Origin of the sequence: Sorangium sp. So ce1504, from assembly GCF_051521635.1 — a bacterium.
Taxonomy (GTDB): domain Bacteria; phylum Myxococcota_A; class Polyangia; order Polyangiales; family Polyangiaceae; genus Sorangium; species Sorangium cellulosum_B.
This window is the reverse complement of sequence record NZ_CP150365.1, coordinates 635,923-652,299: the sequence shown is the minus strand read 5'-3', so window position 1 is coordinate 652,299 and position 16,377 is coordinate 635,923. Positions and strand designations below refer to the sequence as shown.

At 70.1% G+C, this 16,377-nt stretch carries 13 protein-coding genes; 6 read left to right on the top strand and 7 right to left on the bottom strand.

What is annotated here, in order from left to right:
* Window positions 1–707 precede the first annotated feature (707 nt).
* Window positions 708–1,709 (top strand): squalene/phytoene synthase family protein, encoded by a 1,002-nt coding sequence (locus WMF39_RS02450; protein WP_437743945.1) that lies wholly within the window; start codon window positions 708–710, stop codon window positions 1,707–1,709.
* Here WMF39_RS02450 and WMF39_RS02445 read toward each other — a convergent pair.
* The 5 genes from WMF39_RS02445 to WMF39_RS02425 form a co-directional block, all read right to left on the bottom strand.
* A complete protein-coding gene (locus tag WMF39_RS02445; RefSeq protein WP_012233064.1) occupies window positions 1,697–2,065 on the bottom strand; it encodes a response regulator in 369 nt (122 codons plus the stop codon). The two genes, WMF39_RS02450 and WMF39_RS02445, sit on opposite strands and share 13 nt — an antisense overlap.
* Window positions 2,062–4,206 (bottom strand): HAMP domain-containing sensor histidine kinase, encoded by a 2,145-nt coding sequence (locus WMF39_RS02440; protein WP_437743944.1) that lies wholly within the window; start codon window positions 4,204–4,206, stop codon window positions 2,062–2,064. The genes WMF39_RS02445 and WMF39_RS02440 overlap by 4 nt, the downstream gene beginning before the upstream one ends.
* A 286-nt stretch (window positions 4,207–4,492) precedes the next feature.
* The gene (locus WMF39_RS02435) at window positions 4,493–5,203 is read right to left on the bottom strand and encodes a glycosyltransferase family 2 protein (protein WP_437743943.1); all 711 of its coding nucleotides are present in this window, start codon (window positions 5,201–5,203) and stop codon (window positions 4,493–4,495) included.
* A gap of 95 nt (window positions 5,204–5,298) precedes the next feature.
* Entirely contained in the window at window positions 5,299–5,736 is a 438-nt protein-coding gene (locus WMF39_RS02430) for a rhodanese-like domain-containing protein (protein WP_437743942.1), read from the bottom strand.
* 33 nt (window positions 5,737–5,769) lie between these two features.
* Entirely contained in the window at window positions 5,770–6,993 is a 1,224-nt protein-coding gene (locus WMF39_RS02425) for a DUF1015 domain-containing protein (RefSeq protein WP_437743941.1), read from the bottom strand.
* Window positions 6,994–7,247: 254 nt separating this feature from the next.
* Here WMF39_RS02425 and WMF39_RS02420 point away from each other — a divergent pair, with 254 nt between their 5' ends.
* The 3 genes from WMF39_RS02420 (at window position 7,248) to WMF39_RS02410 (ending at window position 12,511) form a co-directional block, all read left to right on the top strand.
* Window positions 7,248–8,906 carry a helix-turn-helix domain-containing protein gene (locus WMF39_RS02420; RefSeq protein WP_437743940.1) on the top strand — a complete coding sequence of 553 codons (1,659 nt, stop codon included), beginning with the start codon at window positions 7,248–7,250 and terminating at the stop codon, window positions 8,904–8,906.
* Window positions 8,899–10,431, top strand: a complete 1,533-nt coding sequence (locus tag WMF39_RS02415; RefSeq protein WP_437743939.1) for an ArnT family glycosyltransferase — start codon at window positions 8,899–8,901, stop codon at window positions 10,429–10,431. The genes WMF39_RS02420 and WMF39_RS02415 overlap by 8 nt, the downstream gene beginning before the upstream one ends.
* A 280-nt stretch (window positions 10,432–10,711) precedes the next feature.
* Complete coding sequence (locus WMF39_RS02410) at window positions 10,712–12,511, top strand: hypothetical protein (RefSeq protein ID WP_437743938.1); 1,800 nt, start codon at window positions 10,712–10,714, stop codon at window positions 12,509–12,511.
* Here WMF39_RS02410 and WMF39_RS02405 read toward each other — a convergent pair whose 3' ends face one another.
* Window positions 12,512–12,814: a hypothetical protein gene (locus WMF39_RS02405; protein ID WP_437743937.1), complete on the bottom strand. Its 303-nt coding sequence runs from the start codon at window positions 12,812–12,814 to the stop codon at window positions 12,512–12,514.
* Window positions 12,815–12,955: 141 nt separating this feature from the next.
* Window positions 12,956–13,981 (bottom strand): OmpA family protein, encoded by a 1,026-nt coding sequence (locus tag WMF39_RS02400; RefSeq protein ID WP_437743936.1) that lies wholly within the window; start codon window positions 13,979–13,981, stop codon window positions 12,956–12,958.
* A gap of 129 nt (window positions 13,982–14,110) precedes the next feature.
* On the opposite strand from WMF39_RS02400, the gene WMF39_RS02395 reads away from it, so the two are divergent.
* Both WMF39_RS02395 and WMF39_RS02390 read left to right on the top strand, forming a co-directional pair.
* A complete protein-coding gene (locus WMF39_RS02395) occupies window positions 14,111–15,088 on the top strand; it encodes a LysM peptidoglycan-binding domain-containing protein (RefSeq protein ID WP_437743935.1) in 978 nt (325 codons plus the stop codon).
* Complete coding sequence (locus tag WMF39_RS02390) at window positions 15,085–16,341, top strand: serine/threonine-protein kinase (protein ID WP_437743934.1); 1,257 nt, start codon at window positions 15,085–15,087, stop codon at window positions 16,339–16,341. The genes WMF39_RS02395 and WMF39_RS02390 overlap by 4 nt, the downstream gene beginning before the upstream one ends.
* Window positions 16,342–16,377: the final 36 nt, after the last annotated feature.

The window sequence follows — 16,377 nt, the reverse complement described above, 5'->3', positions numbered from 1 at the left end:
CGGACGCCACTCGGGCGCGCCTGGCGCGGATGACCGCTTTGGACCGTGGTCACAGCCACAGATCGGGGCCGTTCACCGCAGCACGCACGGCGCGATGACAACCGCTGAATCCCCCCTCTCACGAGCGCGTCTAGCATCGCGTCCGATCGCGAGTCGGAGCGTTCCCGTCGCGCCGCTCACCGAGGCAGACCGAGCAGCAGAGAGAGAGGCTCGCCCCCGGCGCTCACCCGCCCTCACGTGGGGCGTAGAGGCCATCCACCAGGAACTCCGGAATAATCCATGTGCCTAGAACACGCGACCTACCGCCGAGACGGAGCGAGTAAGGGCCGAGACGTCAGGCGATCACTGACGTTATCCGTTGGACAATGTACCGACCGAGGGTATACACCGACGATCATTGACGGCATGTTCCCAACACACCGGCAAAACACACAGGGAATCCATGCATTATCTCCGGCGCCCGTGCCCTGGACGACGAATTTCCGCGTCGACTGGGGGACGATAAGGCCTCATAAAGGAAGGCGAACAGGCGTCACCGCGCATCTCTCGGAGGATCGGAAAGTTCTACACGGTAGAGAGCCACCATCCATCACCGACGCAGGCGCCCCAAGCAAACAGGGTGAGCTACGTCCATAATCGCCAGTGACCGCGCGAAGCCAGGGCGACACACCGGCGACAAGCACGTTCAACGTGCGGCACTCGACATCGTGAAACCTACTCAACACATCTCCTCTCGACCGCCCTACCTGCCCGCTGCCGCACCGGCATCGGAGCGGACTCCCTACCAACCGATCTCGGCGATCGTCGGCTCATCGCACTATCGCGCCCTGTCGGACGACGCGTTGAAAGACGAGGACAACGCCGCGTGGGTGCTCGGCCTCGCGCCCGACGTGAAGCGGGCGTGGCTCGATCGCATCCGCTGGATCCGGATCGTCGATCGCCTCGCCGAGAACGAGCGCATCGAGCCCCACGCGCGGCGATTCAGCCGCTTCATGGTGGCGTGGAGGCGCGTCCGTTCCTGCGGCTTCGTCGATCCGTGCTGCCCCTTCGCGCGCGAGCTCTCTGCCATCCACGCGCTGTGGCTCCGCCGCCCGGCGCTCGATCGTCCCGACCTGGACGAGATGCAACCGCGCTCGCTCGCCGCCTGGGACGCCTACTTGCTCGCCCTCGCCGACTACCACGCGCCCCGCCTGCTCATCCGCACCCTGAAGGAGCACGACACGATGCTGGTGCGGCTGTCAGGCCATATCTTTCAGCTGGTTCCGTTCCTGACGAAGGAGCACTGGGACGCTGCCGGGGAGTTCGGCCGGCTCGATCAGTTCTTCAACAACCTGAGGGACATGCAGGAGGACGCCGATCGCGGCATCTGCTACCTGCCCGAGGAGGAGCTCGCGCGCCATGGGGTCACGCGCGCTCAGGTGATCTCCGGACGGTGCGTCGACACGCCCGGATACCAGGCCCTGATGCGGAACTGGCTCGATGAGGTCATGCCAGCGCTCTACGCGCGGGCGGCGCCGTTCATCGAGGCGCGCGGCCTCCACCCCTCGCTCCAGATCATGAGGGAGTGGAGCCTGCGCCGTTATGCCCGCATCACACGGGTGTTCCGCGCGACCGGCTTCGATCACCGCCGGTTCCCCGCGCGGTACTGGGCCGAGGTGCGGCGCGACCTCGCCGAGCGGCGGCAGCTCCTCCGCGCTCACCCCGTGTAACGCCTTACCGTCGAGAGGAGCGCGTCCGGCTCGAACGGCTTGCCGAGCCACGCGTCCGCGCCGACCTCGGCCGCCCGCCGGTGCGCGTCCGCCGCGGCGGTGAGCACGACGATGGGCGCCTGACGCCCGTGCCGGACCTCGAGCTCGCGCGCGAACTCCGGGCCGTTCATCACCGGCATCTTCATGTCGAGCAGGATGAGATCCGGCAGGTCGTGCTCCAGCTTGGCCAGCGCCTCGCGGCCGTTGCACGCGATCTTGACCCGGTAGCCGTCCTCCTGGAGCACGAGGGAGACGAGCGCCACGAGATCCGCGTCGTCCTCCACGAGGAGCACCGTCTTTGCGTGTCTGTCGCTCATCGTCGATCGGCCGCGGGGGCCTCGCTGCTGAGTGGAAGGGTGAAATAAAACGTGCTGCCGCTGTCCTCCTCGCTCTCGAACCAGATACGGCCGCCGTGGCGGGTGATCATGTCCTTCGCAAGGAACAGCCCTATCCCCATGCCGCCGTAGTCGTGTCGGGTGTCCGTGTGCGCGCGGAAGAAGCGCTCGAAGATCCGCTCCTGCCTGTGGGCGGGGATGCCGACGCCCTGGTCGCGCACGGACACGACCGCCTCGAAGCGCGGCGCCGCGCCGTGCCGCTGCGAGAAGAGCGCGGCGTCGCAGGAGGACGGCGGCGACGACGCCGGCGCGCGCTCGGCGACGGCGACGGTCACGTCGACGTCGCCGCCGTCGGGCGAGTACTTCACCGCGTTGTCGAGGAGGCTCGCGAGCACCTGGCGCAGCCGCTCCGGATCGGCGCGCACGACGGGCGGCCGCTCGGCGTCGAGCGACAGCCGCACCCGGTGGCGGCTCGCCGACTTCGCGACGCGATCGACCGACTCCTGCACGAGCTCCTTCAGATCGACGTCCTCCTCGGAGACCTGGAGCACGTCGAGCGTGACCTGCGAGATGGCCAGGAGATCGTCGACGATGCGGTTGATCCTGTCCGCGCCGCGGTCGATGGCCTCCAGCATCTTGCGGCGCGGCGCCGGCAGATCGTTCGAGTTGCGCAGGAGCGCGAGCGCGTATCCCTTCATGATCGCGACCGGCGTCTTGAGCTCGTGCGCGCCGACCCGGATGAACTGATCCTTGACGAGATCGAGCTCCATGAGCTCCGTCACGTCGCGGGCGACCGCGACCGCGCCGAGGACCGCCCCGCCCTCGCTGCGGATCGGCGCCGCGCTGGTCCGCAGGAAGACGTCGCGGCCCGCGCGGCCGTCCGCGAGCACCTGCTCTTCCTGCACGATGGTCTCGCCGGCGAGCGCCCGCACCATGGGCAGCTCGTCGCGCGTGAAGGCGCGGCCGTCGCTGTGGCGCACCCGGCCGAGGTCCATCACTTCCTCGATCATCCGGCCGGCCTGCTCCGAGCGGCCCGAGAGGCCGAGCAGCCTGAGCCCCGAGGCGTTGATCATCGTCAGCCGGCCCTGGCGGTCGCACGCGAACACCCCCTCGACGAGGTTGTCCAGCACGGCCCCGAGCTGCGCCGCGCGCTGCGCCGCGTCCTGCAGCAGGCGCTCTCGCTCCGCCAGGTAGCTCCGCGTGCGCCGGGACGACTCCTCCAGGCGATCGACCATCGCGTTGACGCCGCCCGCCAGCGCGCCGATCTCGTCCTTGAAATAGATCGGGATCCGCTCCAGCCGGTCGACCTCGCCGCGCTGGACGATCTTCTGGATGACCGCGGCGACCTGCTGGAGCGGGCCCGCGAGGGCGCCGGCGAGGAAGCCCGCGCAGACGGGCGCCCAGGTGACCGCGACCATCGAGAAGATCGCCAGGGTGAGCTTCAGGCCGGGCTTGGCCGGCCCCGCCGTCTCGCCGAGCACCATCGCCGCCATCCAGCTCGTCGGCGCGATGGCGAGGCAGGCGCCGAGGATCACGAGGCGGACGGCGAGCGAGTATCCCTTGCCGGGCATGGAGAGGCCGCGCTCGCGCGCGATGAGCGAGATCACGCCGGCGGCGGGGGCGAGCAGGCGGCCGAGGATGCTGTAAGCGAGCGGCAGCGCGGCCGCGAACAGGGCCAGCGCGAACAGGGCCAGCGCGACGCCGCGCTGGACGCCGAGGGGGCTCTGGTCCGGCGCGATGAAGTAGAGCGCCATCGTGACCGGCAGGTACAGGAGCCCCCACGACACGGCCCAGACCGTCGCGAACGCGAGCGGGGTGTCGTAGGCGGCGTTCGCCGCGGCGAGGACGACCTCCTCCGGGGGCGCCGCGCCGCCGCTGCTCGTGTCCTCGACGCCCGCGCCGCTCTGGAGGCGATGGGCCACGGCGTACTGCCGCAGGCGCTCGATCGGGCGCAGCATGTGGACGAGAAGCGCGATCAGCCCCCCCGTCTTGACGAGGTACATGAGCCCGATCAGCCCGAGCAGCCGCGCCTGGACCGCCGAGTCCACGACGCCGAGGAGGCGCAGGTGAGCGACCGGGACAAGCAGGCTGTACGGCAGCTCGATGCCGAATGCATAGGCCACGACCCGAGGCGTGAACGACAGAGTCCGCGACCTCCCCGGATTCCAGATTCTAGCCCAGGCGGCTCGGCTGATGGCCACGTCCGTCACCCCCCTTGTTGAAGCATGGCCGCGGGGTTCGCGCCTCTGGAGGCCCCTCCGCGCCAAGTTGATGAGTCAGGTCGCCAGGCAGCTTTGCTATGAGACCAACGAGCGAGTTGTCGACCGTTTTGCGCAGCGGCTCGTGTCGATTCGATCGACTCCCACTCACACGTTCCGTCCGCGCGCGGGCGTTCTGCGATTTTCCTGATCAGCTCAGGGACTGCCTTATGGCGTTCCTGGCAATCAGGAAAAGGATGGTGAGCACGTGGCGCGCGCGCAGGCCGCTCGCCTCACCGCGGTAGACGGGACGCACGCTGACCTCGCAGACGCGGAGCCGGCGAGCCGCGAGGGCGGCGAGCAAGTCGTTCGGATAGCCGTAGCGGGGCCAGAGGCCGTCGAGGTCGAGCGCGTCGATCGCGCGGGCCGAGATGGCGGTGTACCCGCACTGGCTGTCGGAGAGGGCGTCGAGCCCCGCCGCACGGCGGGTGAGCGCGGCGAGCGCCGCCGTCGCGGCGAGCCGCTGGAGAGGCATGACGCGCCACACGTCGGGGTGGCGCAGCCGATCGCCCTTCACGTAATCGGCTTCGCCCGAGGCGATCGGGGCGACGACGCGCGGGAGATCACGCGGATCCATCTGCCCGTCGCCGGCCATCACCGCGACGGCCGAGGCGCCGAGCGCGCGAGCGCGCCGGTAGCCAGCGACGATCGCCGCGCCGACGCCGCGGCACTCCGGGTGGACGAGCACCTCGAGGCGCTCGTCCCCGATCGCGCGCGCCATCTCGGCCGTGCCATCTCGACTGGCATCGTCCACGACGATCACGTGGTCGACGAAGGCGGGGACCGACGCCGCCGCCTCGGAGATCCATCGCGCCTCGTCCCGCGCGGGGATGACCACTGCGACGCGCGCACCGTGGAGCACGCGGATTCCTAGCGGAGCGAGCGGTCTCCGGCAACGCGATCGACGCCGCGACAACACGCTCGGCGCCGCGCCGCGGGCCGTGCGCGCCGGACGTATTACCTGCCAGCGCTCTTGCGGAGCTCGGCGTAGGAGCCGCCAGGCGTGGCCGTCTCGACGGGCAGCCCTGCCGGCCCCCACCCCGGCTCGGTGATCGCGCCGAACGCGTCGCGCGGCCCCTCGAAGCCGGCGCGTTGCTCGATGACGGCCGTGTAGCCGGCCGACACCATGGCCTCGGCCGCGCGCATCGAGCGCTGTCCGGACTTGCAGCCAACGATGATCTTCGCGTCTCTGGGATAGAGGGCGCCGACCACATCGAGGAAGTCGGGGTTCTGCTTCATGCCGCCGGCGCCGGCGTGCATGAGCGGCACGTTGTGCGCGCCGCTCGGGTGCCCGGCCGCATACTCGGGCTCGCTCCGGACGTCGAGGTAGAGATACCCCTCCTCGTCGATGAGCTTCTTGGCCTGCTGGGGGGATACACGCTTGATGTCCGCCATGGGGCGCAGTCTACCCCCGGCGCGGCGCGCTCGTCAGAACGTATGAATGAAGAGCCCGCTGCGGAGCTTCGGCTCGAACCACGTGCTCTTCGGCGGCATGAGCAGCCCAGCGTCGCTCACCGCGAAGAGCTCGTCGATCTGCGTGGGATAGAGGTGGATCGCCATCGTGAACGCGCCCGAGTCGACGCGTCGCTCGAGCTCGGCGACGCCGCGGATGCCGCCGACGAAATCGACGTGCTTGTCCCGGCGGGGGTCGCTGACGCCGAAGATCGGGCCGAGGATCTGGTCCTGGCAGATGGAGCAGTCGAGCGAGGCCACCGGGTCGTTCGCGTCGAACGACCCCGGGCGGACCCTGGCGGTGTACCAGCGGCCGCCAAGGTAGAGCCCGAAGGCCCGCGGCTCGGCCGGGGTGGCGGCCGCGCCGTCCCTCGCCGGCGCGACGTCGAGCCGCTCGCCGAGGGCTGCGAGCAGCGCCTCCGCGCTGCGGCCGGCGAGGTCCCGCACGACGCGGTTGTACGGCATGATGTTCATCTGGTCGTGCGGGAAGACCACGGCCAGGAAGACGTCGTGCTCGCCGCCGTCGCCGCGCAGCTTCCTGTGGACGCGCGCCGCCGCGGCGCTGCGGTGGTGGCCATCGGCGACGTAGAGCGTCGGGATCGCCTGGAAGCGCTCCTCGAGGTCGGCGGTCGCCGCGCGGCCGAGGACCCAGAGCTTGTGCGCGACGCCGTCGGCGGTCGTGAAGTCGTAGATGGGCGGCGACTGCAAGGCCTCCGCGACGGCGCGGTCGATGCCCGCGTCGGCGCGGTACGTGAGGAACACCGGCTCGTCGTGGGCGCCGAGCTCCTCGATGTGGCGGGTGCGGTCGTCCTCCTTGTCGGGGCGCGTCTTCTCGTGCTTCTTGATGACGTCCTGCTCGTACTCGGCGACCGCGGCGCAGCCGACGACGCCGATCTGCCGGTGATCACCCATCCTCTGGGCGTAGAGGTAGAGGTGCGGCTCCGGGTCCTGCGCGAGGTCGCCGCTCGCGATGAGATCGGCGAGGTTCTGCGCGCCGCGGGCGTAGACGGCGTCGTCGTGCTCGTCCGTCCCCTCGGGCAGGTCGATCTCGGGGCGGGAGACGCGGAGGAAGCTGTGCAGGCCTCCCGCCGCGAGGACGCGCGCCTCGGCGGTGGAGATGACGTCGTACGGCGGGCTCGCGACGCGAGCCGCCTGGGCCTGGGGGGGTCGGTAAGCGCGGAAAGGTCGGACGGTAGCCACGGGGAGCGACTAGCCCAGCGGCCTGGGCGCGTCGAGGCGGCTCGCGCGCCGGGAGCGGCTGCGACGGGGCGGGCAGACCGCGCGGCCCTCGTCGCCGGCGCGGAGCCCTCGGCACCGGCGCGGAGCTCCGGCGACGGCGGCGCTCATGGCCGCGCGCGGCGCGTGCTAGGAGGGACTCGCGCCGCGAGCCGCTCGCATCCGCTCGCCGCCGCACCACCCCGCCCGCGCAGCCGCGCGCCGCACGAAGAGGAACCTTGTCCAGCTCCGGTGAGTCCTACCCTCCGCCGCGCTATTCGACCCTCCCGCCCGGCTCGGCGGACGACGATCTCCCTCTGCCGGGCGAGATCACCTCGTTCTCCAGCTCGCGATCCCGCCGCGTGATCGCCGTGGGGGGCGGCCGCGGGGGCGTCGGCAAGGCGACGCTCGCGGTCAACCTGGGGGTGTACTTCGCGCAGCTCGGGCGCGACGTGATCATCATCGACACCGACGCTTACAGCCCGGGGCTGCACGCCGCGCTGGGGATCGAGGCGCCGCCGCTCGTCACGCGCGAGGACATCGAGGAGGGCAAGGCCGAGCCGATCGCGACCACGGTGCCCGGGCTCCGGCTCGTCCCGACCGCGTACGACCCGATGACGGCCACGCCGCTCCGGCCGAGCCGCGCCGCCTACTGGATGAAGATGATCCAGGAGCTCGACGTCGACTACGTGATCGTCAGCCTCGGCGCGGCGACCGGCTCCTCGACGCTCGACCTCTTCCTGCACGCCGACGTCGGCATCTGCGCCACCACGCCCGAGCCGCTCGCGGTCGAGCACTCCTACCGCTTCTGCCGCGCGCTCTACCAGCGCACCTTGCGCCGGGCGCTCATGAAGGAGCGCTTCAAGATCCGGCTCGTCGAGAAGGTGGCCGCGTCGCTCCCGGCGCTCGCGACGCCGCGCGACTTCATCATGGAGGTGAAGCGGTTCGACGAGGGGGTCGCGTCGCTCGCGGCCGCGCAGCTGCCGCGGGTGAAGCCGCACCTCGTGGTCAGCCAGACCCGGCACCGCTCGGACCTGGAGCTCGGCCCCGCGATGAGCGCCGTCTCGGAGCGCTTCCTCGGCATCTCCCTCGACTACCTCGGCCACATCGAGCACGACGACGCGGTGTGGCTGACCGCGCGCCGGCGCCAGCCGCTCCTCATCGACAGCCCGACGTCGAAGAGCGCGCGCAACCTCGAGCGCGTGGCCCGGCGCATCCTCGCGCTGCTCGCCGCGCGCGACTCCCGCCCGGCCGAGGCGCACGCCCGCGCCCTCGCCGCCGCCTCGAAGAGCGCCGCGCCGCCGACGCTCTACGAGGCGCTCGGCCTCGCGCGGACGGCCGCTGACGACGAGATCCGGCGCGCCTACAAGCGCCAGCGCGACACCTACCGGGAGGGGAGCCTGCCCGTGGTCAGCGTGCTGAGCCCCGCGGTGCTCCAGAAGGAGCAGGCGCGCATCGAGGAGGCGCACGACACCCTCCTCGATCCGGTGCGCCGCCGCGCGTACGATCTCTCGACCTACCCGGACGATCCGCGCACGCAGCTCGGCCCGGTGCGCGCCGAGAACGCCGCCGCCGCGGCCGAGCTGGCCATGCTCCAGGCCGAGCTCGCGCGCGAGATCAACGCCGAGACGCAGTTCAGCGGCGCGCTGCTCCGCAAGGTGCGCGAGTCGCAGGGGGTCGAGCTCACCGACATCTCGCAGCGGACCAAGATCTCGCTGGCGCACCTCCAGGCGATCGAGAACGAGGCGATAGGCGACCTGCCAGCCACCGTCTACGTACAGGGATTCATTCAGGAAATTGCCAAATACCTGCGGCTCGATCCGGCGCAGGTGGCGAAGACCTACATGCGTCGCCTGCGCGAGATCTCCGCCGGCTCACGCGCCAAGCCGCATGGCTGAGGCGGCGCGCGGAAGCGACGGGGCGGCGCGGATCGGAGGCGGGCGCGGCACGTGCCGCACGTCAGCACGCGCCGGCGGGGATCTCGCGTTCTCGGCGCTCGCGTTCGCGCTCGCGCTGCTGCCGCGGCTCTACGTGGCGATCGCGTGGGCGCGCGAGCCCGTGTGGGACGGCCATTACTACGATTTCGGCGCGCGCCGCATCGCCGCCGGGCTCGGCTACTCGGACGATCTCATCGTCGGGGGCCAGGCGGTATGGCACCCGTGGTGCCATTATCCGGTCGGCTACAGCGGGTTCCTCGCCCTCGTCTACCGGCTGTTCGGCGCCGGGCCGCACGCGGCGACCGTCGCGAACGCGGTGACCGGCGCGCTGCTCGTCGTCGTGGTCCACCGCCTCGCCCGGTACGCGACAACGCCGGCGCGCGCCCGCGTGGCGGCGCTCCTCGCGGCGCTCTCGCCGGGGCTCATCGTCTATGCGGCGCTCGTCATGACGGAGCCGCTCGCGGCGCTCGGCCTGGTGACGGCGCCCTGGCTGCTCGCGCGCGACGCCGCGCGCGGTCGCCCGGCCCGCGGCGCGGTCCTCGCGGGCGTGGCGCTCGGGCTCTCGGCGCTGGTGCGGCCGCAGAGCCTGCTCTGCGCGCCGGCGCTCGCGCTGCTGGCCATGCGCGGCCCGGAGGCGTCCGCGCCCGGAGGAGCGGCGGCGACAGCGTCTGGAGGGGCGGCCGCGTGGAAACGCGGCGCGCTCGCGGCGGCGCTCGCGGCCGCGACGGCCCTCGCGGTGGTGGCGCCGTGGACGATCCGCAACTGCCGCGTGATGGACGGCTGCGCGCTCGTCTCGACGAACGGCGGCTGGAACCTCGCCATCGGCGCGTTCCCGCGCGCGACGGGCCGCTTCGAGACGCTGCGCGCGGGCGACGGCTGCCCGATCGCGCGCGGCCAGGTGGCGCAGGACCGCTGCTGGATGGCCGCGGGGCTTCAGTGGATCAAGGATGATCCAGGTCGCTGGCTGGCCCTGATCCCGAGGAAGCTGGGCTTCACCTTCGATCACGAGTCGTTCCCGATCGGCTACCTCGGCGAGGCGAACCCTGCGGCGTGGCCCGAGGAGCGGCGCGCGGCGGGGCGCCGCGTGCTCACGGCGTCGCACCTCGGCCTGCTGTCCGCCGCGGCGCTCGGGGTCGTGGCGATGCCTCGGCGGAGGCCGCGGCGGGAGCTCGTCGCGCAGCTCCTTGCGCTCGCGGCGGTGCTCGGGCTGGTCGCGCTCGGGGTGCTCGGCGACGGGCACGCGTTCTGGCCGCTCGCGGTGGCGATCCCGCTGATCGCCGCGCTGCCGCTGCCGGGCCGGCCCGCGAACGGGGGTGTCGTCGGCTACCTCGCGTTCGCGGTTGCGTCGGTGGCGCTGACGCACGCCGCGTTCTTCGGCGAGGACCGGTATCACATGGTCGTGACGCCGGCGCTGTGCATCCTCGCGGCGTGCGCGCTGCGGCGAGGGGAGACGGCGCCGGTGGCGGAGCGACGGAAAAAACGGTGAGCCTGAAAAGGCGGATTGGACGTCGTCTCCGGTACCCCAGCAATAAGCCGGAGGACAAAGATGAAACGTGGCGGAGCGCGGCCTACATGCAGGGTACGAAGACAGGCCGCGCGTTACAACCTATGGCATATGGGGCCGAGAGAGTCCGGCACGAACCTGTTCTTGACAACGGCGGGCGATGCGCTATCCTCCACTTAGGATTTAGATCCGCTCTCTAGTAAGGCCGTCCTGTTGGTCGCTTCGGCTTCCAACTTGTTCGGCCTTCAGTTATTTTGTCCCTATGTCGAACGGACATGAAGGGGAGCGTACGGCGCTGCTATTCATCGAGCGCTGGCTTGAGCAGTTACGCACCACCTTTGTCCCACGCCGTGCTCGCACATTGTGCGCGCACGCAGCGCTCGACGAAGTGCTTGCGCTCGCCGAAAGTTTCGTTCGATCGGGTGGAAGCACCCGCCCTGCCATCGAACCCGCCGACGGTGGACACGGGGTCCATATGCTCGGCGACGTCGCGCTCGAAGCCGCGCATTACGTCAGTGGCGACGAGGTCCTAAGCGCGATTTACCCGAAACGCAAGCAGGTCCTACACGACCTTGTTTTGGGGATGAAAGCGAAGGAGAACGTGACCCAAGATGCGGTCGAACTCTTGCGCGCCCTCGTTAGCCCATTGAGGCGCACCGCGCTTCGTGACTCGTTTGACAGAGTACTTCGGACTATCGAGAAGTCTCCCAAAGAGCATGAAGCAATATGCACGCTCTCCGAAACCATCGTATCCGAGTTGCGTGCATTAGGCTGGAGTGATGAGGCACTGGATGAGGCTGGAGCAGCAGCAGAGGCCGATATTCGCACACGCGGTTCGGCAGGGATAGAACAATTGGGGCGAGCGCTAACCGTTCCTCCCGGTGAGTTCATTTGCTTCGTCGCTGTCTCATTACCCGCGACGCGTCCTCCATTTCCCTCCGATGACCCAACTTTGACGCTAGTTGACAAACTTCCGGAATTAGAACGGCATGGTCGCCCGACTAAAGGCGGTCCGTTCCTGCGCGCCGTGGTGCAGGCATTCGATAGCCATGGTGCCGCAGCTATCGCGCATCGACGAGTACTGTCTACCCTTGGGGCCTTAACAGTATTTCTCCCAGGCGCCCACATCGAAGTCGCGAGTGACATCGTGGCCGTTCTAACCGGCGACGCGCTGAAGATGGTCGAACTCCAGGAAAAGTTGGTTGAGGAAAAACGAAAGGCGGATCGCAGCGAGCAAGCGCGGATACTAAAATCCGCTTGGGAGGCTAGTCGCTCCAGTATCGCCGACCCACTACACGACGCGCTCCGATTACGTCACCGCGCGCTGATGGCGAGGGATAGCGAAAGCAGGCTCCTCTTGTTGTGGAGCAGCTTGGAGCGCATGACCGCTGGCGCTCGAGGTTACGATGGGGCCCTCAGCGCAGCGAAGGATCTGATCTCATACGCAGTAACGTTTGGAAAGTTGAGACGAGACATTGGCGATCTTATCGGTTGCATCACTCACACAATCGCAAAAGACGACACGCTTAAGGCTCGATTCATTGAACTCGTAGGAGGGAAAGCCGATAAGCCATGGAATGAGGTGGATCGCTTTAAAATTCTTAGCATTTTGCTCGGTGACAACACGGAGCTACGAAAGCTCACATCCTTAATATATGACCTGTCACCTCTGCTGAGTTTCCGCTGCCACGAGCTATGGAAAGCTCTTGGGTCCGGTAAGGAAGCTGATCGCGGCAAGCATTTGGCTAATTATTTTGAGCGCTCCCGGGAGCGAGTCTCTCGTCAAGTGGGTCGCATATACCGTGCTCGCAACCGGATTGCGCACGTCGGAGCCGGCGCGGAGCGTGTGAGGGACCTCGTTTGGCACGCGCATTTTTATTTGACTCAGCTGATTGCTATTTGCGTCCATTACACGGAGTCTCAACCACGCCGAGCCCAGGATATTCTCCTGGAAAGAGCGGGGCAGTATCGCGCATTTCTGCGCTTGCTTCAGCAAGGAGACCCGACCGCAATGTCTCCGCAAGTACTGCTGCGCCCATCCCTCGCAGTCGGGAGACAATGATCACCTGCCCAACAAGGCGTGAAGCGGGTGACGCTTCACGCCGCCATTTGTGTACCGGTCGTTATCTGGAGGGTGTAGGCCGCGCTCAACAGCGTAATCACGGGCTGGTTCACGCAGCCGATTGAACTCGGCGTGCTCGGCTTCGTTCTGCGCCCGCTCGTGCTCCGTCGTGACAGAATTCCAGTCGTGGCGGCTCAGGATCGTGACGAGGAGCGCGTCGAGGAAGCTGTCCGCGCTCTCTTGACCATACTTCCAGACGCGGCACGCGAGCGCGTGCTCGCCCAGTAAGGATCCGGAACGCATCGAGCACTGACTCGCGAAGACTTCAACCGCGGCCGCGCACAGATGTGGTCGACGAACCGAGGAGGTAAGGACAGGCGGATACGGGCCGTCCCAGGCTCTCGCCGTCGGACACGCATGACGCTACCCCTGAATCTCAATCCATCACGGCGCTGTCACCGCTCCGGTCTCGCCGGCTGCCTTCCCCGCCTTCTCCGCCTCTTCCTGTTCCGCGACCAGGCCGATCTCGATCCGCCGGTTCTTCGCCCGCCCCGCCTTCGTGGCGTTCGTCGCCGCCGGCGCGAACTCACCATATCCTGCGGCCGACAGGCTCCGCGGCGCCATTCCCGCCTCGATCAGCGCCTTGACGACCGCCACCGCGCGCGCCGACGAGAGCTCCCAGCTCGACGGGAACCTCGCGCTCTTCCCCCTCGTGCGCCCGTCATCAGCGCCGTCATCGGTGTACCCGGCGACCTGGAACCTGCGGTCCGGCATGCTCCGGAGCACCCTGGCGATCTCGACCAGCACCGCCCGGCCCTCCCGTTTGACGTCGGCCTTCCCGGCGTCGAAGAGCACGTCGCTCGGCACCTCTACCAGCAGCTGTCCCCCGCGGAGCCCGACATGGACCTTCCCGGCGTGGACCATGCCCTGGAGCCGGGCCACCACATCGCGGATCCCGGCCGCGCGCGCCTCCGCCGCCGCCTGCTTCCGGCGCAGATCGTCGAGCTTGGCCCGCGTCTCCGCGAGCTCTGCCGACAGGCTGCCCCGCTCCCCGGCGAGCTGCCCCACGCTCTGCCCGGCGCTCCGGAGCCGCGCCGACAGCTCCTGGTTCATGGCGGCGAGCTCGTCGAGCCGCCGCGCGAGCCCTGCCTCGGCCGTCGTCGCCTCGGACAGCCTGAGATCGCGCGCCCGGAGGTCGTCCGAAAGGCGCGCCAGCTCCTCCTCGATGGCGGCGACCTGCGCGGACCGCTGCGCGGCCTCGGCGCGCGCGCTCTGGGCCTCGGCCCGCGCTCTGTCACCCGCGTCGCGCTCTCTCCGGATCTCCGCGCGCGCCTCGTCGTACAGCCCCTGCCGGACGAGGCAGCCCGGCGTCGCCAGCCCGAGCAGGCCGGCCGCGAGGAGCCGCGCCGCCGCAGGCGAGCGCCGCGAGAGCCACGTCGGGATCCTGCCGGCCGTCGTCGTGTCTTTCATGCGTGGCGCGCACTCTGGCACGAAACCACGGGCGCGACGAAATCGTGGCAAACGTTCCCCGCGCGCCGCCGCGCGAGCGGTCGCGAGCCGTCCCACAGCGCGCGATCCCCTGGTACCCTCGGCGGCGTGATGTCTCGGCGAGCTTGGTTGTCCGTGGGCGCCCTCGCGGCGACGACGCTGGTCGGCAGCGCCGCGGCGGCGTTCCCGCACGTCGTCCGCGAGGGCGAGACGCTCGCGCAGATCGCGGAACGCACCTACGGGCGCGTGCAGATGGAGCAGGTGCTCGTCGCCGCCAACGCGCTCGACGCGGGCGCCGGCGTGCCGATCATGCCCGGCCTGCGGCTGGAGGTGCCCGCGCTGGGCCACCACCGCGTCACCGCGGGCGAGACCTGGGCGATCCTCGCGGAGCGGCTGCTCGGCACCGCCGACCGGAGCGACGTCCTCGCGCTCTCGAACGACACGTGGCCCTGGCTCGAGCCGACCGACGGGCAGGAGATCATCGTGCCGTACAACCTGCGGTACGTCGTCGGCCAGCACGACACGTTGCTCACCATCGCCTATCGCTTCCTGGGCAAGCGGGACCACGCGTGGATGCTCGACAAGTACAACCACCTCAAGCAGGACCCGCTGCGCCGCGGCATGGTGATCCTCGTCCCGCTCACGGATCTGCCGCTCACGACCCAGGGCAAGGCCGAGGCCGCGAGCTCCGGCGCGCTGGTGCGCTCCGAGGGGGCCGGCCGCGCGCGCGACGCCCAGCGCCGGGTCGACGCCGAGCTGCCGCAGCTCGCCGGCGACGTGCGGAGCGGCCGCTACATCGACGCCGTGGCGCGGGCGAGCCGCCTGCTCGGCTACGGCGATCTCGCCCGGGTGCAGATCGCCACGGTGCAGCGGCACCTGCTCGAGGCCTACGTCGCGCTCGACGCCACAGGGCTCGCCGAGACCGCGTGCGCCGCGTGGCGCGAGGCCGACCCCGCCGCGCGGCTCGATCCCATCGAGCTCAGCCCCAAGATCGTGCGCGCCTGCACCTCGTCGACGGAGCTGCACCTCAGGGCGCCTTCGCCGGATCCCGCGCCGCCGATCCCCGCGGACGCGGGCGGTGGGCGGTGACCTCGCAGCAGCCCGCGCCCGATCGCCTGCCCGCCGGGCACGGCGTCGCGTCGCGGTACACCGTCGAGTCCGTCATCGGCGAGGGGGCCTCCGGCGTCGTCTACCGCGCCACCCGCGACGAGGACGGCCAGCGCGTCGCGCTGAAGGTGATCCACAGGCACCTCTCGGGCACGCCCCAGATCTTCAGGCGCTATCACCGGGAGGCCGCCATCCTGGAGCGCGTCGAGGGCCCTCACGTCGTCCGGATGCTCGACTTCGTCGAGGAGGGCGGGCTCCTCGTGATCGCGCTGGAGCACATCGACGGCAGCTCGCTCGAGGAGCTCCTGCGGGACCACGCGCCGATCGAGATCGACCTGGCGATCGAGATCGCCCTGCAGATCTGCGCCGCGCTGGAGACCGCGCACGCGGCGGGCGTGGTGCACCGCGATCTCAAGCCGGCCAACGTGCTCATCGAGCGCCCGCACGGGCACGCGGGCGCCGCGCCGTCACCCTTCGCCGGCCGCGTCCGCGTGGTCGATTTCGGGCTCGCCAAGGTGGTGCACGGCGAGCAGCAGACGACCGGGCTCACCGAGAAGGACATGATCTTCGGGACGCCGGAGTACATGGCGCCGGAGCAGGTGCGCGGGGAGGACGTCGACCCGCGCAGCGACATCTACGCGCTCGGCTGCATCCTCTACGAGATGGCGGTCGGCGCCGTGCCGTTCAGCAAGCGGACGCCCATCGCCGTGATGACGGCGCAGATCGCCGAGCAGCCGCTGCCGCCGCGCGCCAGCGAGCGCTCCGGGCTCATCTCGGCCGGCCTGGAGGCCGTCATCCTGAGGGCCCTCGCCAAGAGCCCTTCCGAGCGGCACCCGTGCGCCAGGGCATTCGCCGACGCCCTGCGCGCCTGCCGGGAAGAACGGCGCGTCGTGCACCACACCCCCGCGAGCCTCGCGGACGCCGTCTCGATCACCGATCTCGCGCTCGAGCGGACCGGCCTGGATTACGCCGCGCCCCTCCAGGACGGTGCTTCCGCCCCGGGCGTCGGCCATGTTGGCCACGTCGGCCATCCGGTCACGCGTCCGGAGAGCGCGGTGGCGAGCGCGGTGAGGAGGGCGCTGCCCGAACGCACGGCCGCGGTGGTCCGCGAGACGCCCGCTAACCCTGCGCCGCCGGCAGGCGGCACCTCGCGTGAGCTCATCCTCTGGACCGTGGTGGCCATTCTCTGCGCGGCCGCCGGCATCGTGGTCGGCACGCTGTTCGGGGCGCGCTAGGACGCCGCAGGAACGCAGCTGGGACGTGCCTGGCGC

Excerpts from the sequence above, each read along its gene's own strand:
- WMF39_RS02445 (WP_012233064.1), bottom strand. The coding sequence starts at position 2,065 with ATGAGCGACAGACACGCAAAGACGGTGCTCCTCGTGGAGGACGACGCG.
- WMF39_RS02430 (WP_437743942.1), bottom strand. The coding sequence starts at position 5,736 with ATGGCGGACATCAAGCGTGTATCCCCCCAGCAGGCCAAGAAGCTCATC.
- WMF39_RS02415 (WP_437743939.1), top strand. The coding sequence starts at position 8,899 with ATGGCTGAGGCGGCGCGCGGAAGCGACGGGGCGGCGCGGATCGGAGGC.
- WMF39_RS02410 (WP_437743938.1), top strand. The coding sequence starts at position 10,712 with ATGTCGAACGGACATGAAGGGGAGCGTACGGCGCTGCTATTCATCGAG.
- WMF39_RS02405 (WP_437743937.1), bottom strand. The coding sequence starts at position 12,814 with ATGCGTTCCGGATCCTTACTGGGCGAGCACGCGCTCGCGTGCCGCGTC.
- WMF39_RS02400 (WP_437743936.1), bottom strand. The coding sequence starts at position 13,981 with ATGAAAGACACGACGACGGCCGGCAGGATCCCGACGTGGCTCTCGCGG.
- WMF39_RS02395 (WP_437743935.1), top strand. The coding sequence starts at position 14,111 with ATGTCTCGGCGAGCTTGGTTGTCCGTGGGCGCCCTCGCGGCGACGACG.